The organism is Curtobacterium aurantiacum (assembly GCF_018598555.1).
Taxonomy (GTDB): Bacteria; Actinomycetota; Actinomycetes; order Actinomycetales; family Microbacteriaceae; genus Curtobacterium; species Curtobacterium aurantiacum.
In genome coordinates this window covers 1-23,710 of sequence record NZ_JAHEWN010000022.1, presented here as the reverse complement: position 1 = coordinate 23,710, position 23,710 = coordinate 1, and the positions used below count along the sequence as shown (strand labels likewise).

The following is a 23,710-nucleotide window of genomic DNA, read 5'->3' as shown; positions in this document are numbered from 1 at the left end:
CGGGACTATGGTCACGACATGGCCGACGACATCCGGATCGTGTTCCTGCTGTTCCCGCACCTGACCCAGCTCGACCTGACCGGTCCGGCGCAGGTCCTCAGCCGCGTGCCCGGCGCACGCGTCGAGTACGTCGCGGCCACCCTCGACCCGGTCCCGAGCGACTGCGGCCTGTCACTCGTCCCGACCCAGACGATCGCCCGGGCGGGTGCCGACGGCGCCGCCCGCGCGGACGTGCTCGTCGTGCCCGGCGGTGACGGCGCCTTCGACGCGATGCTCGACCCGGACGTCGTGGCCTTCGTCCGTCGCCAGGCCGAAGGGGCGACGTGGGTCACCTCGGTGTGCACGGGCGCGTTCGTGCTCGGTGCCGCCGGGTTGCTCGCCGGCAAGCGGGCCACGACGCACTGGGCCTCGAAGCCGATGCTCGAGGCCTTCGGCGCGCAGCCGGTGGACACCCGAATCACCCGGGACGGCGCTGTCGTCACCGCCGCCGGGGTGAGCGCGGGCATCGACATGGCGCTGTGGCTCGCGGCCGAGCTCGCCGGACAACCCGCGGCCGAGGCGATCCAGTTGCAGATCGAGTACGACCCGCAACCGCCGTTCGACCACGGATCGGCCGAGCGCGCCGACGCCGTCGTGGTCGCCCGGGCCCGTGCGGCAGCCGAGGAAACACGCGGCGAACGCGTCACCCGCGCCGCCGCAGCCGTCCTGCGCTAGACCAGCGGCTTCCGCATCTGCGCCGACGTCACCTGGTACCCGAGCGCCGCGTAGAGCTCCTGCGCCCCCGCGTTGTAGCCGAACACGTTCAGCCCGATGCTCGTCGCACCGTGTTCCGCGGCGGCACGGTGCCCCAGTTCGAGGGCACGACGCGCATGGCCCCGGCGACGGTGTGCCTCATCGATCTCGACGTTGAACACCCACCACTCGACGCTGCCCGGGGTGAACGGTCCGATCCAGAGGTACCCCACCACGCTGTCGTCCTGGTCGGTGACGTCCCACACGAGGTGCCCGTCAGCGGGCGAGCCGCCCGGGAACCACCGGTCCAGCGACTGCTGCTTGTTCGCCTCGGCCTGCTCGCGGGTCTCTCCCGCCCGCATCCGCGACTCGACGTACTCGGCCATCGTGCGATCGAGCCAGGCCGGGAGGCGCGTGGCCGGCATGACGACCAGCCGCGTGTCCGTCATCGGTTGCCCTTGGAACCCCGGCTCGGCTTGCCGCGCATCTTGCCGCGTCCGGGCGTGGGCCCCTTGCCGGTGTTGGACTTCTTGCCGGCGCCGGACTTGCCGCTGCCGGGTGACTTCGCCTTGGCCTTGCCGCCGGCGCCGCCGCCAGCGCCGCCGCCGCCCTTGGACCCCGACGCACCCGACCCGCCGGACCCGGTTGATCCGGCCTTGGTGCCACCACGAGCCGGACGCGACCCGTCGGAGTCGTCGCGATCCGTGCCTCCCGGCTGGTCCGGCTGACTCCGCGAACTGTTGGCGGTCCGCCCGCGCACCACGCCGATGAACTCCTCGGTGGTCTCGGTGGCGTCCTCGTCCCGCCAGACCAGCGCGATGCGCGTGCCCTCGGCGTTCATGAGCGGACGACCGACCAGGTCCTTGCGGCTGGCGGCGCGGAACAGTGACTGGGGGAGAACCACGACGCCGACGTTCGCCTCGACCAGGTCGAGCGATCCGTCGATGTCGGCGGGCACCGGGCCGGCGTCGATCACGTGGACCTCGGCGTCGGTGAGGTCCACCTCGGCGAGTTCGGCGAGGGGGGAGTCCTTGGGCATCGCGACGACGGCCGTCTCTGTCCAGAGCGGGATGGCGTTGTGCTGCTCGGACACGGGCATGCGAGCGAAGACCATGTCGGCCTCGCCCGCCAGCGTGTCGTCGACGTCGTCGGCACCGATCGGCCGCAGCCGGAGCTCGATGGAGGGGAAGCGTTCCCGCCAGACACGGGCCCACTTTGCGGGGGAGACCCCCGGCACGAAGGCGATGGTGAGAGCCGCGGTCATGCAGACGAGCATAGGGGCCGTACCCTTGTCCTCATGGCGCAGGAACAGACCATGAAGCCCGAGACGGCTGCGAAGAAGCTCGGCATCTTGCTGACGGCCGCTCCGGAGTCCTTCCAGAGCGCTCCCCTCACGCGGACCGCCTTCGACGAGCTCCGGACCGAACCCCCGACCTGGCTCGAGGACCTCCGACGCGACGGCCCGCACCCGCGACCCGTCGTGGCGCAGAAGCTCGGCATCTCCATCTCGGGGCTGTCCCGAGCCGGGATCGACGACGCGTTGACCACGGCGGACATCAAGACGCTGCTCGAACAGAAGCCCGAGTGGCTCGTCCGCGAGCGTGCGACGCAGGCTGCCGTGCACGCCGAGAACGCCCGCGTGAAGCAGGAGCGTGCCGCCAAGGCCGCTGCCCGCGCCGAGGACTGACCCACCCCCGCACCACCTGGCCGCACCGAGGACGCCCCACGTGCACGAGACCGTCGCCGACGCCATGCTCGTCGTGCCGCAGTTCGCGTCCGTGTGCTGCATCGTCGGTGACCGCTACCGGCCGCGTCCGGGCGTGATCGTGCCGGCGGGCGTGATGCTCGTCGCGATGCTCATGCCCGTCGTCGACGCCGGCGCGGTGTGGACCCTGTTCGCCGCGACCCTGCTGCTGCTGCTCGCGCCGCTGCCCGTGATGCGTCGCCGCCGTGCCGACGGTCGCCGTGGCGAGCCGATGGACGTGCACCGCGCGCTCTCGGCCGTCGTGATGGCGGGGATGCTGCTCATGGGACACGCCACCGGGGTCGCGGGTGCCCACGGCGGGCACGGCATCGCGCTGTCCGCGGTGCTCGGCGCCGGCGTGATCGGCTACTGCGCCTTCAGCGGGTGGCTGCTCCGGTACGAGTGGGGTCGCGAGGACCGCCGTGCCGTCCGGAGCGGCGAGGTCTTCGCCATGACGGTCGCCGTGGTCGGCATGACCCTCGCGATGTAGCGGGAGCGGCCGGCCCCGTCAGTCGCGCGCCGCGCTGTCCGTCGAGGCATCCCCGGCGTGCGACACCCGCTGCTTCGCCGCCTGGATCGTGTCCTTCGGCACCGGCGGCACACCGCGTCGGATCCCGCGCAGCCCGACGACGAACAGGATCGCGGTCACGATCGCGAACACGACGAACGTGATCCCGGTCGCCGCCCACAGCGGCAGCACCAGGGCCAGCAGCGCCACCGCGAAACCGGCCAGCGCCACGAGGGTCGTCAGGGCGAACGCGACGGCGACGCCGGTGAGCACCAGCCCGGTCTTCGCGCCGCTCGCGCGTTCGCCGATCTCGCGACGCGCCGCAGCGGCCTCCTCGCGCACGGCGCGCAGCACCGGCTCGAGGGCCTTCTGCACGAGTCCGGCGGTCACCGTGTCGCGGAACGACGGCCGGCCGGATGCGGTGGTGTCGTCGTGGTCGGTGGTGCTCATGGGGTCTCCTGTCCGGGCGCGGCGGTCCGCGTCCCCCTGCGGGACGCGGTTGGTCCGATGATCGTCACGCTGACGCGCGTGCGTCCGGTGCGTTCCCAGGTTGCGCGACGGACGGGAGGCCCGCCCCGCGTCGACGACGCTGGACGGGCCTGGCCGGATGGTCGGGCCCAACGGCCCTACCCGGTGACCTCCTCGAGGTCGTCGATCCCGCGCGCGGCCGCCGCGGCACGGCGGGCGCGCATGGACGGGGCGACCAGCGCCGCGAGCACGGCCACGACCGCGACCGCGGTGCACACCCAGAAGCCGATCGTGAAGGCGTCGTCGGTCGGCAGGCCCTGCGGTGTGCTGTGCGAGGTGATGAGTGCCGCGATGACGGCCGTGCCGACGCTCGAGCCGATGGTCCGGACGACGGTGTTGGCGCTGATGGCCTCGCCGGTCTGGTTCGCGGGGACGCTCTCGATGATCGCGTTCGAGCAGGCGGCGAGGGCCATGCCGATGCCGATGCCGGTCAGGACGCCGGAGGCCACCACCTGCCACAGCTCACCGTGTGCTATCGCCGGCAGCACGAACGCCGCGACGATGGCGAACCCGCCGATGAGCATCGGCGGCTTCGGGCCGACCTTGCGCACCAGGATGCCCGCGATGGGCCCGGCGACGACCATCATCACGACGGTCGGCAGCAGGAAGAGGCCTGCCTGGGTGACGTCCTTGCCGAAGCCGTAGCCGGTCGCGGTCGGCAGCTGGAGCAGCGTCGGGACGAGGACGAACGTCCCGAACATCGCGAACCCGAAGACGAGTGCGACGACGTGGGCGGTCCAGACGCCGCGGACCGCGAAGAGGCGGACGTCGATGAGCGGCTCGGCGACCCGGAGCTCGACGAGGACGAACACGACCAGCGCAACGGCGCCGAGGACCAGCAGGCCGACGGTCTTGCCGTCGCCCCAGCCCCAGGTCTCGCCCTCGCTGACGGCGAGCAGGATCGCGACGAGCGACACCGCGAGGACGAAGGTGCCGGCCATGTCGAGGCGGCCGGGCTTGCGGACGGGGGACTCCGGCATGCCGAAGACCGCCCCGAGCAGTGCGATGACGACGAGCACGGCGGGGAGCCAGAACAGCCAGTGCCAGGACAGGTGCTCGACGATGGGCCCGGCGGCGACGATGCCGACACCGGCACCGATGCCGAAGATCGCCGACAGGAGGCCGATCGTGACGCTGACCTTCTCCTTCGGCAGCTCGTCGCGCACGATGCCGATCGACAACGGCATCACGGCGCCGGCGGCACCCTGCAGCGCGCGCCCGACGATCAGGACGCCGAGGTTCGGTGCGAGGGCGGCGAGTACCGCGCCGACGAGCAGGATCGACAGCACGACGATCAGGACCTTGCGCTTGCCGATCATGTCCCCGAGCCGGCCGAGGATCGGCGTGAGCACCGACGCCGAGAGCAGGTAGGCGGTGAGCACCCAGCTCGTCGCGCTGGTGGAGGCGCCGAGGTCCTGCCCGATGGTCGAGAGCGCCGGGGCGACCAGCGACTGCAGGACCGCGAAGGACAGGCCGCCGAGGGACAGGTAGACGATGATCGCCGTGCTGTTCGGCCGGCGTGGGTCCGTGGTGGGGTGCGAGCCGGTCCGTGGGCTCTGCATGGTGTCGGTCATCGTGCTCCGTGTCGTCGTGGTCGTCGATGTAAACAATTGCTGACATGACGAGCGTACGCGGTCGCGAGGCCATGTCAACGCTTGCTTACATCCCTGTGAGGACCGATAGGCTGCGCACCATGAGCAAGGACGCCGCGGCCACCCGACTGCTGCTCGTGCAGGCCGCCCGGCGTCGGTTCGCCTTCGACGGGTACCGGGCGACGACCGTGCGGGACATCGCCGGGGACGCCGGGGTGAACGTCGCCCTGATCAGCCGGTACTTCGGCTCGAAGGAGGGGCTGTTCCGCGCCTGCCTCGACCGCGTCGTGCGCGACCTGAGCGCTGAGGAGTCGCGTGAACAGGGGCTCGAGCGGGCGCTCACGGGCATCGTCACGCACATCGTCCGGGCCCCCACCGACGACGACTCCCTGCAGCTGATGCTCCTGCTCCGGTCCTCCGGCGACGACGGCGCCGATGCCATCCGCCGCGAGACCCTGCGCCGGTACGCCGACCGACTCGCGGGCACGGTCGGCGAGGCGGGGTCCGACGAGATGCTCGTCCGGGCGGAGATCGCGCTCGCGGTGGTCCTCGGGATGTCGATGCTCCGGCAGTCCACCGCGGTGGAGCCCCTGGCGTCCGCCGACGACGCCGTCGTGTCGGCGGCCCTCGAGGACGCGCTCCGCGCCCTGCTCGCGCCCCCGCGGTAGCGTCGAGCCGTGTCCGACCGACCCGCACGTCGCCCCGACCCCGCTCCGCGCCTCGACGAGGTCGACGAGCGCATCCTCTGGACCCTCGCGGCGGACGCCCGGATCCCGAACAACCGGCTCGCGGCCGCCGTCGGCATCGCGCCGTCGACCTGCCTGGCCCGTGTCCGTGCGCTCGAGGACGCCGGCGTGATCCGCGGCTACCGAGCCGAGGTCGACGTCGCCCGCCTGGGGTTCTCGATCGAGGCGATGGTGTCCGTGCGGGTGCACGCCGCGGCGCGCCACGAGCTGCGCGACTTCGCCAAGCGCCTGCTGCGGGTGCCCGTCGTGCAGGACGTGTCGTTCCTGGCGGGGGACAAGGACTTCCTCGTGCACATCGCGTGCGAGTCGACCGAACAGCTCCGGGACTTCGTCGCCGACGAGCTCAGCGGTGACCCCTCGGTTGCGACGACGCAGACGAACATCGTGTTCGAACGCCTCGTCGCCGACCGGGCCGCGCAGGGCCGCTCGTTCGACGAGCTACGCCGTTGGCGGGCCTGACGCGAGGAACCCCGCAGGGACCCCGGGTCAGCGCGTCCGGGTCATCGGGACGTGCGGGATCCGGTCCTCCAGGTACTCGTCGCCGGAGCGCACGAACCCGAAGCGGCCGTACCACTGCTCGAGGTGGGCCTGGGCGCCGAGCGCGATGCTCGACGAGCGCGACTCGGCGATCGCGGCTTCCATGAGCTGGCCGGCGAGGCCCTGCCCGCGGGCGTGCATCGCGGTGGCGACCCGGCCGATGCGCTCGGTGCCGTCGGGCTCCCGCAGCAGGCGCAGGGTCGCGTCCACCGAACCGCTGCCTGCCCAGAACTGCACCGTGCCCGGCTCGAGGTCGCGGCCGTCGATGTCGCCGTACGCGCACTCCTGCTCGACGACGAAGACGTCCTGCCGCAGTCGGAGGATCTCGTGCAGCGTGACGATGTCCAGGTTGCGGGTCGGTGCATTGAAGATCGAGACCACGGGCGGCCCTTCCTGAGAATTTCTTCCGAAACAGGGTGTGCTCCGGACCGGATCGGCGTACATTGCCGGTCAACCACTCTACGTGCGCGGCCGAGATCAGGAGGTGAGCGCATGGACCAGGCGTTGCGCGCACCCTGGCGCGCCGCACTCCGGATCGTCCTGCTGGGCGTCGGGACCCTCGCGGCCCTCGTGCTGCTGTCCCTGCTGTTCGGCGCCCGACCGGCCTCCGCCACCACGACCTCGGCCGCTCCGACCGAGCAGCGCGGACTCGTCGGCAGCGTCGGGGGGACTGTGCAGGGCGTGACCGGCGAGGTCGGCAAGGTCGTCGGTGTCGCCGTGGACCCCGTCCGCAAGGCAGTCGCACCGGCACCGGCGCCGGCGCCGGCGCCAGCTCCCGCCCCGGCGCCTGCGTCCCCACCTGCCCCGGCAGCAGCGCCCGCTCCGGTCCCCGCAGCCCCGGCTCCCGCAGCCCCCGCACCGTCGAGCCCCGCTCCGGTCGCGACCGCCCCGGCTGCCCAGCCGACCACGACCGCCCCCGCGGCCGACCCGGCCACCCGCCCGGTGCGCCAGGTCGTCGACCAGGTGACCAGCGCCTCCCGGCCGGTCACCGACACCGTCGCGAACGTCGTGCGACCCGTCACCGGCACCGTGGACCGCGTCACCGACGCGCGACCGGTGACCGCCGTCGTCGACAGGGTCGACGACGTGGTCGCCAGTGTCCCGGTGGTCGGCACGGTGCTCGGCGACGACACGCTCGGCACGTTGACCGGTCCGGTCACGGGCATGGTCGACGACACGCTCGGCTCGGTCGGCACGACCGTGGGCACCGTTCCCGACGTGGTCGAGGGCGTCGTCCCGTCGGTCGGCGGCACCCTGCCAGGAGGCACGGACCCCGTCGTCGACGTCCCCGCACTCCCGGTGGGCGGTGGCTCGACCCCGTCCGCCGGGCCCGTCCCGTCGGTCCCGCTCGGCGTCGCACCCGGCCGGCCCGGTGCCGTGCCGACGCAGGCCGTCCCGGCTTCCGTTGCTCCCGTGTCCGGCCGGACCGCCGACGTCGTGGACGACCGCGCGACGGTGCTCCGCTCGTCTGAGCGGGTCACCCCGCCGGCCACGGTCGGGCCGGTCGTCACTGCCGTCGACGCGCAGGACGCAACCCTCGGCGGGCACGCACTGCTCGTCCCCGCTGACGGCGAGCGCCACGGGCTCCCGTTCGACGCGACCGACGCCGGCGTGCTCGGCGGCAGCGCCTCCTCGACCTCCGGCGGCGCAGCAGCCGTCGGCATCGTCGGCTCGACCGGCGACACGCTCTCCCTCGCCGCGGGGTCTCGCGGCACGCTCTCCGACGACGCGGTCCCCGCATCGGTCGTCGGCGAGCACGACGTCGCCCCTGACTGAGATCGGTGCGCCTGTCCGCCACGACAGGCACGCACACATCCCGGCTGCGTCCGCGGTCGGTGACGATCTCGATCAGGGAGTACGACCATGAACAAGTACGTCTCGAGAGGGCTCTGGTTCGCCCTCTTCGTCGGCGGGCTCACGCTCGGCGGCACGGCTGCGGCGAACGCGGCCACGACATCCGGTGCTGACGGCACCGTCTCGGGGACCCAGGTGGCCCCGTCCGTGGACGCCCCGGTGTCCCTCGGTGGCAACGCGATCGCCGTGCTCGGCGACGCGGTCTCCACGGCGACCGGGTCCACGCCCGCCGCTCCGGCTCCGGCTCCTGCAGCACCGGCCGCTCCGGCCCCCGCCCCGACCACCTCGGGGGAGGACGGCACGCTCTCGGGCACCCAGGTGGTGCCGGACGTCGCGGCGCCGGTGACGGTGGGCGGCAACGCCGTGGCCGTCGGTGGCGACGCCGTCTCGACCACCGCCCCGGCAGCGGCGCCGGCTCCGGCGCCGGCTCCTGTGGCTCCAGCCCCGGCTGCTCCCGCCCCCGCTCCGAGCACCTCGGGCGAGGACGGCACGGCATCCGGCACCCAGGTCGTCCCGACCGTGACGGCACCGGTGACGGTGTCCGGCAACGGGATCGGCGTCCTCGGTGACGGCACGGCGACCGCCACCGCCCCGGCAACGGCGACTCCGGCACCGGCAGCCCCGGCGACCGAGGCCCCCGCCAGCACCTCCGGCACCGACGGCCTGCTCTCGGGAACCCAGGTGACCGGACCGGTCGACGTCCCGATCACGATCGGTGGCAACGGCATCGGTGTCCTCGGTGACGGCACCGCGACGGGCACGGCGCCCGCCGCGGGCACGGGTACCGGTACCGCTCCGACTGCCGGTGGTTCGACCTCGGGTTCGGACGGCACCGCCTCGGGGACGCAGGTGTCCCCGGTGGTCTCGATCCCGGTCACGGTGGCGGACAACGGCATCGGGCTGCTCGGGACGGGGACTGCGACGGGCACAGCGCCCGTCGCGGGCACGGGTACCGGAACCGCTCCGACTGCCGGTGGTTCGACCTCGGGTTCGGACGGCACGGCCTCGGGGACGCAGGTGTCCCCGGTGGTCTCGGTCCCCGTGACGATCGGTGGCAACGGCATCGGTGTCCTCGGTGACGGCACGAGCACCGGTTCGACGGCCCCGGCCGGCACCACCCCGGGCAGCACGACCCCGACGACCGGCGGCTCGACCTCCGGCGACGGCGGCCTCGGCTCCGGCACCCAGGTCACCCCGGTGATCGCCCTGCCGATCACCATCGGAGGCAACGGGGTCGGCATCGTCGGCGACGGCACCGGCACCACGCCCGGCAGCACCACCCCCGGCCCCGGCACCGGCACCGGTACCGACCCCGGCACTGGGCCCGGCACCGACCCGGGCACGGACCCCGGTACCGACCCGGGTACCGACACGGGCACGGACCCCGGTACCGACCCGGGCGACGAGCCGGGAACGGTCCCGACCGACGGAACGGGCACCGGCACCGGCACTGCGCCGGGCGTGGTGACCATCCCGGTGGGCTCGGCCGACGTCGTCGGGCCGACCCGGGCCTCCACGGCGGGTGTGGTGACCACCACGACCGCTGTCACCAGGGGGGTCGCGGCGACCGCCGGGACCGTCGCGGACACTGCCGCAGCCGGTGACGGCCAGCCGGAGCTCGCCTACACGGGAGCCGGCTCGCCGGTCCTGCCGGCCGGGTTCGCGCTCCTGCTGCTCCTCGCCGGAGCGGGCACGCTCGTGCTCCGTCGCCGGCACTGAGCAGGGGGACGAGGGGCGTCACCACGGTGGCGCCCCTCGTCGTCGTGACCGCCGGTCGGAAGATGCTCACGCATCGGGTGCGCGTGCATGGTTCGACAGGACACCAGTCGATCGACGGGTGCTCTGTCGGATCACCGGTGCACCTCATGCGCGCATGCGCCGGCGGTGCGACGCTCGGTTACGACCGTCGACCGGACGTGGCGCGGCCGTCAGCGGCCTGGGGTATCGTTCCGACTACGCAAGCGCTCCGGGGTCGGTGTAATTCCGAGCCGGTGGTGACAGTCCACGAACTGATGACGGGTGCGAACCCGACAGAGGTTGACCCGGTGGGATTCCGGGACCGACGGTGAAAGTCCGGATGGGAGGCGCGCTGGGCGGACAGGACGACCCCACGACCCGTGGGGTGCGACCCGTCCGTCGATGCCGACGATCGTCGAACGCCCCCGGAGTCCCGTTGAGAGGACACCAGTGTTCACCGGCATCATCGAGGAACTCGGCACCGTCACCGCCGTCGAGCAGCAGGGCGACTCCGTCGCGCTCACCGTGCACGGCCCCGTCGTCGTGCAGGACGCCCGTCACGGCGACTCGATCGCGACGAGCGGTGTCTGCCTGACCGTCGTCGAGCAGACCCCCGAGACCTTCACCGCCTTCGTCATGAAGCAGACCCTCGACATGAGCGCCCACGGTGCGCTCCGCGTGGGGGACCGGCTGAACCTCGAGCGAGCCGCCTCGGTCGGCGACCGCCTGGGCGGGCACATCGTGCAGGGCCACATCGACGGCACGGCCACGGTGCTCGAGACGTCCGACGGCGACGGCTGGCGACGTGTGCGGTTCTCGCTGTCGCCGGCGCTCAGCCCGCTCGTGGTCGACAAGGGCTCGATCGCGCTCGACGGCGTCTCGCTCACCGTCAGCGCCGTCGCACCGGAGGACACCGCGCCCGATGCCGCCTGGTTCGAGGTCAGCCTGATCCCCGAGACGCTCGAGGCGACGACGCTCGGCCTCCGCGTGCCGGGCGACCGGGTCAACGTCGAGACCGACGTCCTGGCACGGCACGTCCGTCGCATGCTGCGGCTCGACGCCGCGGCGCAGTCGCTGGAGACCGTCGGATCGGAGGCCCGGTGATGGTCGCCGAGGTCGGCGCACTCCCGCAGGCTCTCGGGTCGTCGAGCATCGAGACGGCGATCGCGTCGATCGCGGCCGGCCGCCCGGTGATCGTCGTGGACGACGAGGACCGCGAGAACGAGGGCGACGTCATCCTGTCCGCCGAGCTCGCGTCGCCGGAGTGGATCGCCTGGACGGTCGCGCACTCGTCCGGGTTCATCTGCGCCCCGGTCAGCACCGAGATCGCGGACGCCCTCGACCTCCCACCGATGGTGGCGCACAACGAGGACGTCCGGGGCACCGCGTACACCGTCACGGTCGACGCAGCCGTCGGCGTGACCACGGGGATCAGCGCGCACGACCGTGCCCGGACCCTACGGGTCCTCGCCGACCCGGCCTCGGTGCGCGACGACCTGCACCGACCCGGACACGTGGTGCCCCTGCGGGCCCGTCCGGGCGGCGTCCGCGAACGGGCCGGACACACCGAAGCAGCGATCGAGCTCGTCACCGCGGCCGGGCTCCGGCCCGCTGCGGCGATCTGCGAGATCGTCGACGAGGACGGCAGCATGATGCGCTTGCCGGCGCTCGTCGAACTCGGGGCGCGCGAGGGCGTGCCCGTCATCACCATCGCCGCGCTCGCCGAGTGGCTGGACGCGGCAGACCGGGTGGCGGCAGCGACTGCCGCGCCCACGGAAGGAACGACACGATGAGCGGAGCAGGCGCGGCGGACCGCGACCAGGTCGACGGCACCGGGATCCGGGTGGCGATCATCGCCGGACAGTGGCACGACACGATCGCCGCGGGCCTGCTGGCCGGGGCGCAGCGCGAGGTCGAGCGACTCGGTGCCACGGCCGACGTCATCCCCGTCCCCGGCAGCTTCGAGCTGCCCGTGGTCGCCAAGACCGCACTCGAGGCCGGGTTCCACGCCGCGGTCGCACTCGGCGTCATCATCCGCGGCGGTACCCCGCACTTCGAGTACGTCTCCGACGCTGCGACGAGCGGGCTCACGCGCGTCGCGATCGAGACCGGCAAGCCCGTCGGGTTCGGTGTGCTGACGCTGGACGACGAGCAGCAGGGGCTCGACCGCGCGGGGCTCCCGGGCTCCAAGGAGGACAAGGGCGCCGAGGCCGCCCACGCCGCGATCAGCACCGCCGTCACGCTGCGGTCCCTGCGCGTCCTCGCGTAGCGCGACGCAGAACGGCCCCGCTCCTCTCGACGAGGTGCGGGGCCGTTCTGCGCTTGCTGGCCAGCGGCTGTGCCTGCTGGCTGGCGGCTGCTGGCTAGCGCTTGCCGAACACGTGGATCGGCAGGAAGAAGGAGAGGCTCATCAGGAGCACGCCGGCCATGAAGACGAAGGCCTGGCCGGACTCGACCTGGAAGGCGAACCCGAACAGGTACATCGACACCAGCAGCAGCAGGATCGAGAAAACAGCGGCGATGACGCGGCCCACGGGATACCTCCGGGTGTCGACGAGTGGATCGTTCCCCAGTCTATCCCCAGCGGGGCGTGTGCCGGTTCACGCGCCGGGTCGGGTCGCGATCAGGCGGTCGACGACGGCGAGCAGTGTCTCCATGTCGACGCTGCCACGCTTGGGCCGCACGTCGCTCGCGGCCCCGAGGGAGGCCTGGTGGTACAGCCCGTCGCCGAGGAGCTTGACGGCCTGCGCGGTGGGCTCGTCGCCGAGGGCGTCGACGAGCGTCGCGAGCCAGGCGTTCTCGGTGTCGTCGAGGGTGCGGCCGGCCTCCTCGTACCCGGCCTGCTGCAGACGGCTCGCGGCGAGCAGGGCGAGGTCGAGCTCGCTGCCGACGAACAGGCAGTTGCGGACGAAGTAGCGCGCGGCGCCGTCCTCGGCCTCCTGCATGCGCTCGACGTCGATCGCGGACAGGTCGGAGAGTCGCTCGCAGAGCCCCTCGACCAGCGCAGCCTTCGAGCCGAAGTGGTAGAGCAGCCCGCCCTTCGAGACACCGGCGCGGGCGGCGACGGCGTCGAGCGTGGCGGGACGTTCGCCCTCCTCGCACACGATGGCGACGAAGCTGTCGAGGACACGGTCGCGGGCACTGGCCATGCCGAGAGTCTAGGAGCAGTTCCCGCTGGCTCGGACGCCCGGTCACCCACGCGGATCGTGAACGCTCACGAATCCCGACCCACGCGTTGCCGATCCGTCCGCTTCGGACTAGCGTCGAGCCGACCGTGAAGGTTCACGAGACGACAAGGATCCGCATGTCAGCGCAGACGGCGAACACCGCCACCACCCCGACCTCCACCGCCACCGACCGACCGGGATGGGCCGTCCTCGGCCCCGGCGGCATCGCCCGACGGTTCCTCTCGCAGCTGCCCGCCAGCGGTGGCGTCCTGGTGGCGGCGGGCAGCTCGTCGACCGAGCGGGCGAAGGCCTTCGCCGACGAGGCCACCGGGTTCGGGTTCACCGGCGTCACCGCGGGCACCTACGACGAGGTCCTCGCCGACCCGCGCGTCGAGGCCGTCTACGTCTCCACCGTGCACACCGGGCACGCCCGGCTCGTGCTCGCAGCCCTCGAGGCCGGCAAGGCCGTCCTCTGCGAGAAGCCCCTCGCGGTGAACCACGGCACCGCTATGGCGCTGGCCGACGCCGCCCGGCAGGCCGGTCTGCCCCTCGTCGAGGCGTTCATGTACCGCTTCCACCCGCAGACCGCGGCGCTGCTCGACCTGGTCCGTGACGGCGTGATCGGTGACGTCACCCACGTCGACGCCTCCTTCGCGTTCCGGACGGGCGAGCGCACCGGTCGACTGTTCGACGTCGAGACCGCGGGCGGCGGGATCCTCGACGTCGGCGGGTACCCCGTGACCATGGCCGCCGCGATCGTGCAGGCCGCCACCGGGGTCGCCGTCGCCGAGCCGGTGGACCTCACCGCCACGGGCACCCTCGGGCCGACCGGTGTCGACGAGTGGACGGTCGCCCAGCTCACCTACCGGGGAGGGATCACGGCGTCCGTCCGCACCGGCGTCTTCGTGCAGGACGACAACGCCGTGTCGGTCTACGGCACACGTGGTCGCATCGTGCTCACCGACCCGTGGACCCTCGGTGACGACCCCACCATCGAGATCCGCACCGTCGACGAGCCGCCGCGCACGCTGTCCTTCGCGGGCGAGCGCCCCTACGCCCGCGAAGCCGACGCCACGACCGACGCCCTGCGTGCCGGCGCGGTCGAGGCACCGCAGATGACCATCGACGAGACGCTCGCCACCACGCGCACGCTCGACAGGTGGCGTGCAGCGATCGGCCTGCGCTACCCGTTCGAGGCCGAGACCGCGGACATCCCGACGGTGTCCGGCCGACCGCTCGCCGTGCAGGACGGCAACCCCATGCGGTACGGCGAGGTGCCGGGCGTCGGCAAGCGGATGTCCCGCCTGGTGATGGGCGTCGACAACCAGCCCGACCTGGCACACGCCAGCGCGATCTTCGACCTGTTCGTCGAGCAGGGCGGCAACGTCTTCGACACCGGGTACATCTACGGCGGCGGCGTGCTCGAGGGCCGGCTCGGCAAGTGGATCCAGAACCGGGGGCTCCGCGAAGACGTCGTGGTCATCACGAAGGGTGCCCACACGCCGTACTGCGACCCGGAGTCGCTCACCCGGCAGCTGCTGGAGAGCCTGGAGCGCCAGGGCACCGACTACGCGGACATCTACATGATGCACCGCGACAACCCCGACGTGCCCGTGGGGGAGTTCGTCGACGTGCTCGACGAGCACCGCCGCGCCGGCCGCATCCGCGTCTACGGCGGCTCGAACTGGACCCCCGCCCGCTTCGACGAGGCGAACGAGTACGCCCGGGCGAACGGCAAGCACGGGTTCGAGGTCCTCAGCAACCACTTCGGCCTCGCCGAGGCGTACGACGTGCCGTGGGACGGCTGCGAGCACGCGACCGACGCCGCGTCGAAGGCCTGGCTCGAGGAACGCCAGGTCCCGCTGCTGCCGTGGTCGTCGCAGGCACGTGGGTTCTTCACCGGTCGCGCGGCCCCGGAGGACACCAGCGACGCCGAGCTCGTCCGCTGCTACTACTCGGACGACAACTTCGAGCGGCTGCGTCGTGCACGGGAGCTCGGCGAGCAGTTCGGCGTCCCCGCGACGGCGATCGCGCTGGCCTACGTGCTCAACCAGCCGTTCCCGACCTTCCCGCTCTTCGGCCCCCGTACGATCGCGGAGGCCCGCTCGTCCATGACGGGCCTCTCCGTCGACCTCACCCCGGAACAGGTGGCATGGCTGGACCTCCGCGCCTGAACCCGGGCGGCCGCGCGACGATCATCGACGTCGCCGCGGCCGCCGGGGTGTCCCGGCAGACCGTCACCCGCGCGATGAACGGCATGTCCGGCATCAGCGCGGCGACCAAGGAGCGGGTGCTCGCCACCGCGGCGGCACTCGACTACCGTCCGTCGCGCTTCGGCCGTGGTCTCGTCACGGGTGGCGACCACCAGCTCGGCCTCGTCGTCAACGACCTGCGGAACCCCTACGCGCCGGCGCTCGCGTCCTCGGTCCTCGGCCTGGCCGCCGCCCGCGGGTGGAACGTCATGCTCGCCGACGTCGGGCTCGCGAGCGACTCGGACCGCATGGTGGAGTCCCTCGGTGCCCAGACCGACGTCGTCATCGGCTACCTCGGGTCGCGGGCGCCGGAGTGGATCGAACGGCTCGGCTCGGTCCCGGTCGTCGAGCTCGACCCGTCGGGGCCGGTGACCCGCGCCGCGGTCCGGATCGACCCGACGGCGGCCATCGAGGACCTCGCGGACCACCTCGTCGACGCCGGCGTGAAGCACCCCGTCGTGCTCGACGCTGCCGCCGACGGTGTGCCGAGCCAGCGCGGGGAGCGGATGGTCGCGGCACTCCGACGACGTGGGTACCTGCCCGACCTCGTCGTCGCGGCGGCACCCACCGCCGAGGCCGGCGCCGAGTGCACCGAGCGGATCCTCGCCGAGCACCGGCGGGTGGACGCGGTCCTGGCCTTCAACGACGTGCTGGCCCTCGGCGTGCTGTCCGCCTGCCGTCGTGCCGGCGTCGACGTCCCCGGTGACGTCCGCGTGGTCGGCGTCGACGGGCTGCCGCTGGGGACACTCGTCGCGCCGACGCTCACCACCCTGGCGGTCGACCTCGACGAGGTCGCCGGTCAGGCCCTCGACCTCGCGCTCGGCATGCTCGCGGGGGAGCTGCCGCGCTCCGGCGCGGCCGTCGAGCGCACGGTGCGACACCGGTTGCTGCTCCGCGAATCGGCGTAGGTCCGAAGACGCGACCAGTGGGCGGTCTGCAAGGCCCGTGGCGGGACCGCCACGGGCCTCCCGTCTGTCCATCTGTTGCACTTGCAACCAAAACCGTCCGGACGGTACACTAACGGAGTCCTGACGGGGCGCGTGTCCATCCCGCGTCCCGTCTCGTCTGCCCCACGTACCACCCGCCGTCGACCTGGTCCGGCTCGAAGTCCCAGGAGTCCGCCGTGTCCGCACTGCTCACCAGCCCCGTCGCCACCCGCGTCACCGGGAGCCGCGCCCGACGGTTCCTGGCGCTCGCCGTGCTCATGCTGCCGGTGCTGCTCATCTCGGTCGACAACACCATCCTGAGCTTTGCCCTGCCCTCGATCAGCCGCGCGCTCAACCCCGATGCCACCACGCAGCTCTGGATCGTGGACGCGTACCCGCTCGTCCTCGCCGGCCTGCTCGTCGTGATGGGCAGCATCGGTGACCGCATCGGACGCCGCCGGATCCTGGTGATCGGTGCCACCGGCTTCGCCCTGTTCTCGGTGGCCGCGGCCTTCGCGACCGACGCCTGGATGCTCGTCGCGGCCCGGATCGCGATGGGCGTCTTCGGGGCGATGCTCATGCCCGCCACGCTGTCGATCATCCGCAACGTGTTCGTCGACGCGGGGGAGCGGCGGATGGCACTCGCCGTCTGGTCGACGATGTTCGCGGCCGGCAACGCGCTCGGCCCGCTCGTCGGCGGCGCGCTGCTCGCGCACTTCCACTGGGGCAGCGTGTTCCTGGTCGCCGTGCCGATCCTGGTGCTCATGCTCGTCGGCGTGCCGTTCTGCGTGCCCGAGTCGCGCGACCCGATGCCCGGGCCCGTGGACCTGCCGAGCATGTTCCTGTCCCTCGGCGCGCTCGCCCCGATCGCGTGGGCCATCAAGTCGGTCGTGCACCCCGAGGAGCGCGGCCTCGCGATCGCCATGCTCGCGGTCGGTGTCGTGTGCGGCATCACGTTCGTCCGCCGACAGCTGCGGTCCCGTACGCCGATGCTCGACCTGCGGCTGTTCCGCAGCACGGCCTTCACGGGCAGCGTGCTGATGAACCTGGCGGCGATGTTCTCGCTCACCGGGTTCCTGTTCTTCATCGCCCAGCACCTGCAGCTCGTGGCCGGGCTCGACCCGTTCGCGTCCGGGGTCGTGCTCATCCCCGGGTCGGTGCTGACCATCGTCGCCGGGCTCGCGGTCGTGCCGGTCGTCGCCCGGGTCGCACCGCGCTGGGTCGTCTCGGTGGCGCTGCTGTTCTCGGCGGCGGCGTACGCCCTCGTCGCGGTCCTCGGACACCACGCCTCCATCGCCGCGCTGGCCTTCGCGTTCGTGCTGCTCGGCATCGGCATCGGGGCGTCCGAGACGGTGACGAACGACCTCATCATCTCGACGGCACCCGCCGACAAGGCCGGTGCGGCGTCGGCGATGTCCGAGACGGCGTACGAGATCGGCGCCGTCCTCGGCACGGCGGTCCTCGGCACGATCCTGGCGACGACCTACCGGGCCCACGTCGTGGTGCCCGACGGGCTGTCCTCGTCGGCGCACGTCGCGGCGCAGGAGACCCTCGGCGGCGCGGTCGCCGCGGCGGGGCAGCTCGGCGGCGGTGCGGGGCAGGCCCTGCTCGAGTCCGCACGGGCCGCGTTCGACTCCGGCGTGACGATCACGGCCGGTGTCGCGGCGGTGCTCATGGTGGTGGCGGCCGTCGGCGCGCTCGTCATGCTCAAGCGCCGCTGAGCGGACGCGCCGCGCCGCGCCGCGGGCACTTCGCCGCGGGCACTTCGCGTCGCGCACTTCGCCGCGCGCACTTCGCGTCGCTCGCTTCGCGTCGCTCGCTTCGCTGAGCTTCGTGAGCAGGAATGGTCGGGTCGCGCACGGTGACCCGACCATTCCTGCTCACGAAGTGCCCCTACGGCGCGCCCGGCAGCGCCCGAACCTGTGAATCGTTGACCTCAACCAGGGTTCAGGTCATACGTTGGGTGACAGCCGCCGAGTGACGGCAGCCCCTCCCGAAGGAACGACCACGATCACCATGCCCGACGAAGCACCGGCGACCATCGCCGACGCGTACAAGTCCGCCTTCCGCGGGCACCCGGCCGGCGTCGCCGTCATCACGGCCGAAGGCCCCGACGGTCCGACCGGCCTCACCGCCTCGAGCGTCGCGAGCGTCGCCGTCGACCCACCCGTCCTCGTCTTCTCGCTCTCCACGAACTCCGGCTCAGCCGGGGTCGTGCTCGGCGCCCCACTGTTCGTCGTGCACCTGGTCGACTCCCTCGGGGTCGGACTCGCCAAGCGCTTCGCCTCGACGGGCAGCCCCGCCGCCGACGACCCGATCTGGGGCACCCTGCCGTCCGGCGACCGCTACCTGCCGAGCGCGGCGAGTGCGCTGCGCTGCCGACCGCTGTCGACGACGCCCATCGGCAGCTCGACCGTCGTCGTCGCCGAGGTGCTCGACATCATCGTCGGCGCCGACCGTGGTGAACCGCTCGTCTACCACAACCGGGAATTCCACTCCCTCACCGATCGTTCCCGGCTCTCGTGAGCCGCGGAGCTGCGTCCACAACCCACTGATCGAAAGGACCTCACATGGCTGAGTACACCCTGCCGGAGCTGCCGTACGACTACGCCGCACTCGAGCCGCACATCAGCGGCAAGATCATGCAGCTGCACCACGACAAGCACCACCAGACCTACGTGACGGGTGCGAACACCGCGCTCGAGCAGCTCGCCGAGGCTCGTGAGTCGGGCAACCTGGCGAACGTCAACAAGCTCGAGAAGGACCTCGCGTTCCACCTCGGTGGCCACGTGAACCACTCGATCTTCTGGACCAACCTCGGCCCGGACACGAAGGTCCCCGAGGGCGAGCTCGCCGCCGCGATCGACGAGTTCTTCGGTTCGTTCGAGAAGTTCCAGGCGCAGTTCGCCGCCGTCGCCAACGGCATCCAGGGCTCCGGCTGGTCCGTGCTGGCCTGGGACACCGTGGGCCAGAAGCTCACCACGTTCCAGCTCTTCGACCAGCAGGGCAACATCCCGTTCGGTCTCGTCCCGATCTTCATGCTCGACATGTGGGAGCACGCCTTCTACCTCGACTACCTGAACGTCAAGGCGGACTACGTCAAGGCCGTCTGGAACATCGTCGACTGGGAGAACGTCGCCGCTCGTTTCGAGAACGCGAAGTCGCAGCGGTTCGTCACGCTCTGATCCGCGTCGGCGGGTCACCACGGTGACCACCTGACGAACGGGAGGCACGGTGCCAGCTGGCACCGTGCCTCCCGTTCGTGGTCCTGGCGACCGTACGGTCCGTCACCTGCGCCAGCCCTCACCGCGCGTGCTCACCGCGCGCCCTCAGCGCACGCGGGCCGCGCGAGCGGTCGTCGTGGCGAGGTCGTGGGCGATGCGGCGGAGGGCTGCATCGGCGTCCGTGTGTGCGCGGTCGACGATCGCACTCCACTGCGCGCCGCGCGCTGCCATCACCGCGCGCTGGGCGGCGCGCTCCGCGTGCACGGGGTCGGCGCCGTGTTCCCGGCACCAGGCCCCGATCGCCGCGATGTGGGAGCGGTGCGCACGGTGCTGACGGTCGCGTCCGTCGAGGGACTCGACCGATCCGAGTTCGAAGGTGAGCCGCGCCGCCAGTGCCCGGTGCGGGTCGTCGAGCCCGCCGAAGGTCGCGACCAGGTGGTCGGCCAGGGCGTCCGCGTCGGCCGCCGGGTCGAGGGGTGCCGGTGGAGACGCGGTCGCGAGGTGTTCGACGACCGCGTCGATCAGGGCGTCGCGCGAGCCGAAGTGGTACACGACCGGGTACGCGCTCGTCCCGAGGACGCGGCCGAGTCCCCTGACGGTGACGTCTTCGATCTTGGTGTCACCGAAGTGGTCGACGACCTTCTCGAGGATCGCCGGCTTGCGGGTGGGGTCGGGCTTCCTGGGCATCACATCTCCGTCGTCGTGGCGGTGGTCGCGACCGCCCACATACTAGCAGCCGGTATATCAGCGGCACCACGTCGGGAAGGTCCGCGTGCAACCTCCGTCTTCACCCATAAAAACGGAGTAAAACTCGGCTCCGAGTACACTGTTCCGGATGTCCATGCCGTACGAGGGCGCACTGCCGCCGTCTCGGCCCGAGGGGACCCGCGCCGGACGGGTGGTCGCGGGCCGCCGTCGTGGAGCCGGAAAACGCTTCCTGGTCGTCGGCGACGTCCTGGACGGTGTGCTCGTGCACACCACGGCGCACCGGATCGGTGTGCACGACCCCGCCGCGGAGATCCGGCACCGGCCGACCGGAGCCGGTGGCAACACGGCCACGTGGCTCGGATGGCTCGGAGCCGAGGTCGACGTCGTCTCCAGGGTCGGGGTGGACGACGTCTACCGGCACGAGCGCGCCCTCGAGGACGCCGGGGTCCGAGCACACCTGCGCTACGACGCGATGACGTCGACCGGGGTCGTCGTCTCCGTCCGGAACGACCACGGGCGCACCGCGATGTCGGACCCGGCCGCGAGCGGGAAGATCAGCGCCGCCGACGTCCCGCCCTCGGTCGTCGCGCGCGCCGACATCGTGCACCTCACCGGTGCCGCCATGCTCGGTGGTGGGGCCGACCGGCTCGCCGAGCTCGTGGCGTGCGCCCGGACCGGACCGGCACGCGTCGCGGTGGATCCCTCGTCGGCGGCGGTGATCGAGACCGTCGGCGCGGCCCGGTTCCTCGACGCCCTGCGCGGGGTCGACGTGCTCTTCCCCGACCAGCAGGAGGCGCTCGCACTCGCAGGGGGTGACGATCTCGACGCCGCCGTGCGTCGGCTCACCGAGCACGTCCCCCTCGTCGTCGTCACAGCCGGAGCCGACGGCGCGCTGATCGGGCGCCGGGGCCGGAGCGTCCAGCGCGTCCCCGCGACACCGGCGGCCGTCGTGGACACGATCGGGGCCGGCGACGCCTTCGTCGCCGGGTTCGTGCGTGCCTGGGCGACGGACCCGGTACGGGTCGGGGCCGCGGTGCGCGAGGGCACCCGGGTCGCCGCGCGCGCCCTCGGGTTCGTGGGCGGTCGGCCGCCGGTCTGAGCGCCCGATCGGTGGTGGTCAGCGCTCGGACGGCTCGGCGACGACGTTCAGGGTCTGGACGAGTCCCGCGGCGGAGGGGGCGAGCCGGATCTCCACGCGCAGACGCCCGCACGTCCCCGGGAGCCACCAGCGCAGGTGTGACGGTGTCGCCGAGTGCTCGGCGACCGGGGCTGCCGCGAGGTCCGCACCGACCGCCGCGACGGCCTGGGCCACCGCGCGCCGCCGGCGGTCGTAGGGGACGTCCATGGCCACGTTCGGGGTGCAGATCGCGTCTGCGATGTCGTCGCGCCAGTCGGCCAGGAGGCGCGTCACGGCGGCCTGGGCGGCTCGCGTCGCACGGCTGGTCGCCGCCACCCCGGTGCTCGCGTCGGTCGCGTCCGTCGCCGGAGCGGGCGATCCCGAGACCGTTGCGAGCGCAGCGTCGAGCACGAGGTCGTGTGCCTGCTGGGCCGCGGCGGAGACCTTGGCCTGCGTGGCGTTCTCGAACGCAACGACCCCGAGGCCGTCCCGCACGGACCACCGCATGTGGGCGGAGAACCCCGGGTAGCCGCCGGAGTGCGACACGAGTTCGCCGAATCGGTCGTCCTGCTCGACGAACAGCCCGAAGCCGTAGGCCGTCGCGCGGGCCGAGCCGGGTACGACGGCCGGTGGGACGACCCGCATCGCCTGCTGCATGAGCCGGCGATCGGCGGGGGAGACCGGGCCGGGTTCCGGTGCGGCGGAGAACGCCGAACCGAGGTGCGTTGCCCAGCGTGCCAGGTCACGAACGGTCGAGAACAATCCGCCGATCGACGAGAACGCACCGGGGCCGGTCATCGGCAGGGGTTCCCAGTCGCCCTCGTACGGTCGGACGCCGGTCACGACGAACCCGCGGGAATCGTCGGCGCTGAACACGGTGTCGGTGAGTCCGAGGGGACGGAGCACGGTGTCGGCGGCGACCTCGGTGAACGGTCGGCCCGCGATGACGGCGACGACCCGCCCGAGCAGCGCGTACCCCAGGTTCGAGTAGGCGAACCGGGTGCCGGGGAGTGAGTCGAACAGCAGACCGCCGCGCAGGACGTCGTCGAGCTCGGCGTCGGAGATCGACTCCTGCCGGTCGGCCCAGGGGTCGTCGGTGGGGAAGCCCGCCGACATCGTCAACAGCATCCGCACCGTCGGGACGGGTGAGTCCGCCGTCGGCAGCGCGACGGCGCCGAAGGCCGGCACGAACTCGGTGATCGGAGCGTCGAGGTCGAGCAGGCCCTGCGCGCTGAGGGTGAGCAGGGTCGCGGCCGTGACGCTCTTGGTGCAGGACGCGATCCGGTACACGGTGTCGGGGTCGGGTCGGAGGCCGTCACCGCGGTCGCCGTGCCCGCCGGACGCGATGAGGCCGGAGCGGTCGAACACGCCCCACACGCTGCTCGGGGCCACGCCCTGCTCGACGCGCGCACGGAAGACGGCGTCGATCCGTTCGACGACGGTGGCGAACGCGGGGTGGTGATCGGTCATGACCGCCTCATCTGCTCGTAGGCGTCGAGCGCCCGCAGCCGGGAGGCCTTCAGGTCGACCATCGGCTCCGGACGGAGTTCGTCGGCTGGGACCCAGCGGTGGACGTACTCCCGGTGCGGGTCGAACCGCTCGAGTTGCCGGTCGGGGTTGAAGACCCGGAAGTAGGGCGCAGCGTCGAAGCCGGAGCCCGCGACCCACTGCCAGTTGGCGGCGTTGTTCGCCGGGTCGGCGTCGACCAGCGTGTCCCAGAACCACTGCTCCCCGACGCGCCAGTCGACGAGCAGGTTCTTCACCAGGAAGCTCCCGGCCGCCAGCCGCACCCGGTTGTGCATCGCCCCGCTGTGCCAGAGCTCGCGCATGCCGGCGTCGACCAGGTCGAAGCCGGTCAGGCCCTGCCGCCAGCGGTCGAGCTCGTCGTCCGACGGCTCGCGCCACGGGAACGCGTCGAAGTTCCGCCGGACGTTGACGGTGGCGATGTCGTCGCAGTGGAAGTACTCGTTCCAGTTGAACTCGCGCCAGGCCAGCTGCCGGAGGAACGCGGCGGCGTTCTGCCGCTGCGCGGGCTCGAGTCGTTCGTGCAACCGGTGCCACACCTGGTACGGGCTGATCTCGCCCCACCGCAGGAACGGGGACAGGCTGCTCGTGGCGGCCATCGCGGGCTCGTCGCGCTGGTCGTAGTCCTCGAGCGCGTGCTCGACGAAGTGCTCGAGCTGCTCGTGTGCACCGTGTTCACCGGGGGTCCAGGCATCGCGGAGCCCGCCCGCCCAGTCGGGCTTCGTCGGCAGCAGTGCCCAGTCGTCGAGCGCGTCGCCGATGCCGGAGCGGACGCCGTGTACTGGAACCGTCGGTACGGCGCCGTCGAGCGGGA

At 72.5% G+C, this 23,710-nt stretch carries 26 protein-coding genes and 1 riboswitch; of the genes, 16 read left to right on the top strand and 10 right to left on the bottom strand.

The window, feature by feature from the left end; translation table 11 throughout:
- Nucleotides 1–18 precede the first annotated feature (18 nt).
- Nucleotides 19–714, top strand: coding sequence for a DJ-1/PfpI family protein (locus tag KK087_RS15480; protein WP_214545287.1), 696 nt, complete (start codon nt 19–21; stop codon nt 712–714).
- Here the strand turns inward: KK087_RS15480 and KK087_RS15475 are convergent.
- Nucleotides 711–1,181 (bottom strand): GNAT family N-acetyltransferase, encoded by a 471-nt coding sequence (locus KK087_RS15475; protein ID WP_214566493.1) that lies wholly within the window; start codon nt 1,179–1,181, stop codon nt 711–713. The genes KK087_RS15480 and KK087_RS15475 overlap by 4 nt on opposite strands.
- On the bottom strand, nt 1,178–1,996 hold the full coding sequence (locus tag KK087_RS15470; RefSeq protein WP_214529640.1) for a LysR family transcriptional regulator substrate-binding protein: 819 nt from the start codon (nt 1,994–1,996) through the stop codon (nt 1,178–1,180). Before KK087_RS15470 ends, KK087_RS15475 begins: the two co-directional genes overlap by 4 nt.
- Before the next feature lie 33 nt (nt 1,997–2,029).
- On the opposite strand from KK087_RS15470, the gene KK087_RS15465 reads away from it, so the two are divergent.
- Complete coding sequence (locus KK087_RS15465) at nt 2,030–2,419, top strand: DUF5997 family protein (RefSeq protein WP_017888549.1); 390 nt, start codon at nt 2,030–2,032, stop codon at nt 2,417–2,419.
- Nucleotides 2,420–2,459: 40 nt separating this feature from the next.
- Nucleotides 2,460–2,966, top strand: coding sequence for a hypothetical protein (locus KK087_RS15460; protein WP_214545290.1), 507 nt, complete (start codon nt 2,460–2,462; stop codon nt 2,964–2,966).
- Nucleotides 2,967–2,984: 18 nt separating this feature from the next.
- Here the strand turns inward: KK087_RS15460 and KK087_RS15455 are convergent, their stop codons facing one another.
- Together KK087_RS15455 and KK087_RS15450 are read right to left on the bottom strand one after the other, a co-directional pair.
- The gene (locus tag KK087_RS15455) at nt 2,985–3,434 is read right to left on the bottom strand and encodes a phage holin family protein (protein ID WP_214566491.1); all 450 of its coding nucleotides are present in this window, start codon (nt 3,432–3,434) and stop codon (nt 2,985–2,987) included.
- Nucleotides 3,435–3,610: 176 nt separating this feature from the next.
- Complete coding sequence (locus KK087_RS15450; RefSeq protein WP_214566489.1) at nt 3,611–5,086, bottom strand: MFS transporter; 1,476 nt, start codon at nt 5,084–5,086, stop codon at nt 3,611–3,613.
- Between the two features lie 119 nt (nt 5,087–5,205).
- Between KK087_RS15450 and KK087_RS17720 the strand changes: the two genes are divergently transcribed.
- Nucleotides 5,206–5,772 (top strand): TetR/AcrR family transcriptional regulator, encoded by a 567-nt coding sequence (locus tag KK087_RS17720; protein ID WP_214566480.1) that lies wholly within the window; start codon nt 5,206–5,208, stop codon nt 5,770–5,772.
- Nucleotides 5,773–5,781: 9 nt separating this feature from the next.
- The gene (locus KK087_RS17980) at nt 5,782–6,309 is read left to right on the top strand and encodes an Lrp/AsnC family transcriptional regulator (protein WP_017888554.1); all 528 of its coding nucleotides are present in this window, start codon (nt 5,782–5,784) and stop codon (nt 6,307–6,309) included.
- Between the two features lie 27 nt (nt 6,310–6,336).
- Here the strand turns inward: KK087_RS17980 and KK087_RS15435 are convergent, their stop codons facing one another.
- A complete protein-coding gene (locus KK087_RS15435; protein WP_214566478.1) occupies nt 6,337–6,768 on the bottom strand; it encodes a GNAT family N-acetyltransferase in 432 nt (143 codons plus the stop codon).
- A 111-nt stretch (nt 6,769–6,879) separates the two neighbouring features.
- On the opposite strand from KK087_RS15435, the gene KK087_RS15430 reads away from it, so the two are divergent.
- From KK087_RS15430 to ribH, 5 genes are all read left to right on the top strand, one after another.
- Complete coding sequence (locus KK087_RS15430) at nt 6,880–8,163, top strand: hypothetical protein (RefSeq protein WP_214566476.1); 1,284 nt, start codon at nt 6,880–6,882, stop codon at nt 8,161–8,163.
- A gap of 87 nt (nt 8,164–8,250) precedes the next feature.
- Nucleotides 8,251–9,960, top strand: a complete 1,710-nt coding sequence (locus tag KK087_RS15425; protein ID WP_214566474.1) for a chaplin family protein — start codon at nt 8,251–8,253, stop codon at nt 9,958–9,960.
- 239 nt (nt 9,961–10,199) lie between these two features.
- Nucleotides 10,200–10,334, top strand: a riboswitch (FMN riboswitch).
- 94 nt (nt 10,335–10,428) lie between these two features.
- A complete protein-coding gene (locus KK087_RS15420) occupies nt 10,429–11,082 on the top strand; it encodes a riboflavin synthase (RefSeq protein ID WP_214545149.1) in 654 nt (217 codons plus the stop codon).
- Nucleotides 11,082–11,771 (top strand): 3,4-dihydroxy-2-butanone-4-phosphate synthase, encoded by a 690-nt coding sequence (gene ribB, locus KK087_RS15415; protein ID WP_214566472.1) that lies wholly within the window; start codon nt 11,082–11,084, stop codon nt 11,769–11,771. Before KK087_RS15420 ends, ribB begins: the two co-directional genes overlap by 1 nt.
- Nucleotides 11,768–12,247 (top strand): 6,7-dimethyl-8-ribityllumazine synthase, encoded by a 480-nt coding sequence (ribH, locus tag KK087_RS15410; protein ID WP_214529624.1) that lies wholly within the window; start codon nt 11,768–11,770, stop codon nt 12,245–12,247. Before ribB ends, ribH begins: the two co-directional genes overlap by 4 nt.
- Nucleotides 12,248–12,341: 94 nt before the next feature.
- On the opposite strand, the gene KK087_RS15405 is transcribed toward ribH, so the two are convergent.
- A complete protein-coding gene (locus KK087_RS15405; protein ID WP_017888559.1) occupies nt 12,342–12,512 on the bottom strand; it encodes a hypothetical protein in 171 nt (56 codons plus the stop codon).
- Nucleotides 12,513–12,578: 66 nt separating this feature from the next.
- A complete protein-coding gene (locus KK087_RS15400; protein ID WP_214545148.1) occupies nt 12,579–13,127 on the bottom strand; it encodes a TetR/AcrR family transcriptional regulator in 549 nt (182 codons plus the stop codon).
- A 155-nt stretch (nt 13,128–13,282) separates the two neighbouring features.
- Here KK087_RS15400 and KK087_RS15395 point away from each other — a divergent pair, with 155 nt between their 5' ends.
- The 5 genes from KK087_RS15395 (at nt 13,283) to KK087_RS15375 (ending at nt 19,508) form a co-directional block, all read left to right on the top strand.
- Nucleotides 13,283–15,319 (top strand): aldo/keto reductase, encoded by a 2,037-nt coding sequence (locus KK087_RS15395; protein ID WP_214566470.1) that lies wholly within the window; start codon nt 13,283–13,285, stop codon nt 15,317–15,319.
- A complete protein-coding gene (locus KK087_RS15390) occupies nt 15,298–16,305 on the top strand; it encodes a LacI family DNA-binding transcriptional regulator (protein WP_214545146.1) in 1,008 nt (335 codons plus the stop codon). The genes KK087_RS15395 and KK087_RS15390 overlap by 22 nt, the downstream gene beginning before the upstream one ends.
- A gap of 215 nt (nt 16,306–16,520) precedes the next feature.
- The gene (locus tag KK087_RS15385; RefSeq protein ID WP_214566468.1) at nt 16,521–18,044 is read left to right on the top strand and encodes an MFS transporter; all 1,524 of its coding nucleotides are present in this window, start codon (nt 16,521–16,523) and stop codon (nt 18,042–18,044) included.
- 295 nt (nt 18,045–18,339) lie between these two features.
- A complete protein-coding gene (locus KK087_RS15380) occupies nt 18,340–18,849 on the top strand; it encodes a flavin reductase family protein (RefSeq protein WP_214529613.1) in 510 nt (169 codons plus the stop codon).
- A 44-nt stretch (nt 18,850–18,893) separates the two neighbouring features.
- Nucleotides 18,894–19,508 (top strand): superoxide dismutase, encoded by a 615-nt coding sequence (locus tag KK087_RS15375; protein ID WP_214529612.1) that lies wholly within the window; start codon nt 18,894–18,896, stop codon nt 19,506–19,508.
- Nucleotides 19,509–19,652: 144 nt separating this feature from the next.
- Here the strand turns inward: KK087_RS15375 and KK087_RS15370 are convergent, their stop codons facing one another.
- Entirely contained in the window at nt 19,653–20,234 is a 582-nt protein-coding gene (locus tag KK087_RS15370; protein WP_214566466.1) for a TetR/AcrR family transcriptional regulator, read from the bottom strand.
- A 148-nt stretch (nt 20,235–20,382) separates the two neighbouring features.
- Here KK087_RS15370 and KK087_RS15365 point away from each other — a divergent pair, with 148 nt between their 5' ends.
- Complete coding sequence (locus KK087_RS15365) at nt 20,383–21,354, top strand: carbohydrate kinase family protein (protein ID WP_214545144.1); 972 nt, start codon at nt 20,383–20,385, stop codon at nt 21,352–21,354.
- A gap of 18 nt (nt 21,355–21,372) precedes the next feature.
- Here KK087_RS15365 and KK087_RS15360 read toward each other — a convergent pair whose 3' ends face one another.
- Both KK087_RS15360 and KK087_RS15355 read right to left on the bottom strand, forming a co-directional pair.
- The gene (locus KK087_RS15360; protein WP_214566464.1) at nt 21,373–22,842 is read right to left on the bottom strand and encodes a serine hydrolase domain-containing protein; all 1,470 of its coding nucleotides are present in this window, start codon (nt 22,840–22,842) and stop codon (nt 21,373–21,375) included.
- On the bottom strand, nt 22,839–23,710 hold an 872-nt coding region (locus KK087_RS15355; protein WP_214566462.1), incomplete at its 5' end, for a cryptochrome/photolyase family protein. The genes KK087_RS15360 and KK087_RS15355, both read right to left, overlap by 4 nt.

Bases quoted from the DNA above. Each gene is read 5' to 3' on its own strand.
- KK087_RS15480 (WP_214545287.1), top strand. From the start codon at position 19: ATGGCCGACGACATCCGGATCGTGTTCCTGCTGTTCCCGCACCTGACC.
- KK087_RS15475 (WP_214566493.1), bottom strand. From the start codon at position 1,181: ATGACGGACACGCGGCTGGTCGTCATGCCGGCCACGCGCCTCCCGGCC.
- KK087_RS15470 (WP_214529640.1), bottom strand. From the start codon at position 1,996: ATGACCGCGGCTCTCACCATCGCCTTCGTGCCGGGGGTCTCCCCCGCA.
- KK087_RS15465 (WP_017888549.1), top strand. From the start codon at position 2,030: ATGGCGCAGGAACAGACCATGAAGCCCGAGACGGCTGCGAAGAAGCTC.
- KK087_RS15455 (WP_214566491.1), bottom strand. From the start codon at position 3,434: ATGAGCACCACCGACCACGACGACACCACCGCATCCGGCCGGCCGTCG.
- KK087_RS15450 (WP_214566489.1), bottom strand. From the start codon at position 5,086: ATGACCGACACCATGCAGAGCCCACGGACCGGCTCGCACCCCACCACG.
- KK087_RS17720 (WP_214566480.1), top strand. From the start codon at position 5,206: ATGAGCAAGGACGCCGCGGCCACCCGACTGCTGCTCGTGCAGGCCGCC.
- KK087_RS15430 (WP_214566476.1), top strand. From the start codon at position 6,880: ATGGACCAGGCGTTGCGCGCACCCTGGCGCGCCGCACTCCGGATCGTC.
- KK087_RS15425 (WP_214566474.1), top strand. From the start codon at position 8,251: ATGAACAAGTACGTCTCGAGAGGGCTCTGGTTCGCCCTCTTCGTCGGC.
- ribB (WP_214566472.1), top strand. From the start codon at position 11,082: ATGGTCGCCGAGGTCGGCGCACTCCCGCAGGCTCTCGGGTCGTCGAGC.
- ribH (WP_214529624.1), top strand. From the start codon at position 11,768: ATGAGCGGAGCAGGCGCGGCGGACCGCGACCAGGTCGACGGCACCGGG.
- KK087_RS15400 (WP_214545148.1), bottom strand. From the start codon at position 13,127: ATGGCCAGTGCCCGCGACCGTGTCCTCGACAGCTTCGTCGCCATCGTG.
- KK087_RS15395 (WP_214566470.1), top strand. From the start codon at position 13,283: ATGTCAGCGCAGACGGCGAACACCGCCACCACCCCGACCTCCACCGCC.
- KK087_RS15390 (WP_214545146.1), top strand. From the start codon at position 15,298: ATGGCTGGACCTCCGCGCCTGAACCCGGGCGGCCGCGCGACGATCATC.
- KK087_RS15380 (WP_214529613.1), top strand. From the start codon at position 18,340: ATGCCCGACGAAGCACCGGCGACCATCGCCGACGCGTACAAGTCCGCC.
- KK087_RS15375 (WP_214529612.1), top strand. From the start codon at position 18,894: ATGGCTGAGTACACCCTGCCGGAGCTGCCGTACGACTACGCCGCACTC.
- KK087_RS15370 (WP_214566466.1), bottom strand. From the start codon at position 20,234: ATGCCCAGGAAGCCCGACCCCACCCGCAAGCCGGCGATCCTCGAGAAG.
- KK087_RS15365 (WP_214545144.1), top strand. From the start codon at position 20,383: ATGTCCATGCCGTACGAGGGCGCACTGCCGCCGTCTCGGCCCGAGGGG.
- KK087_RS15360 (WP_214566464.1), bottom strand. From the start codon at position 22,842: ATGACCGATCACCACCCCGCGTTCGCCACCGTCGTCGAACGGATCGAC.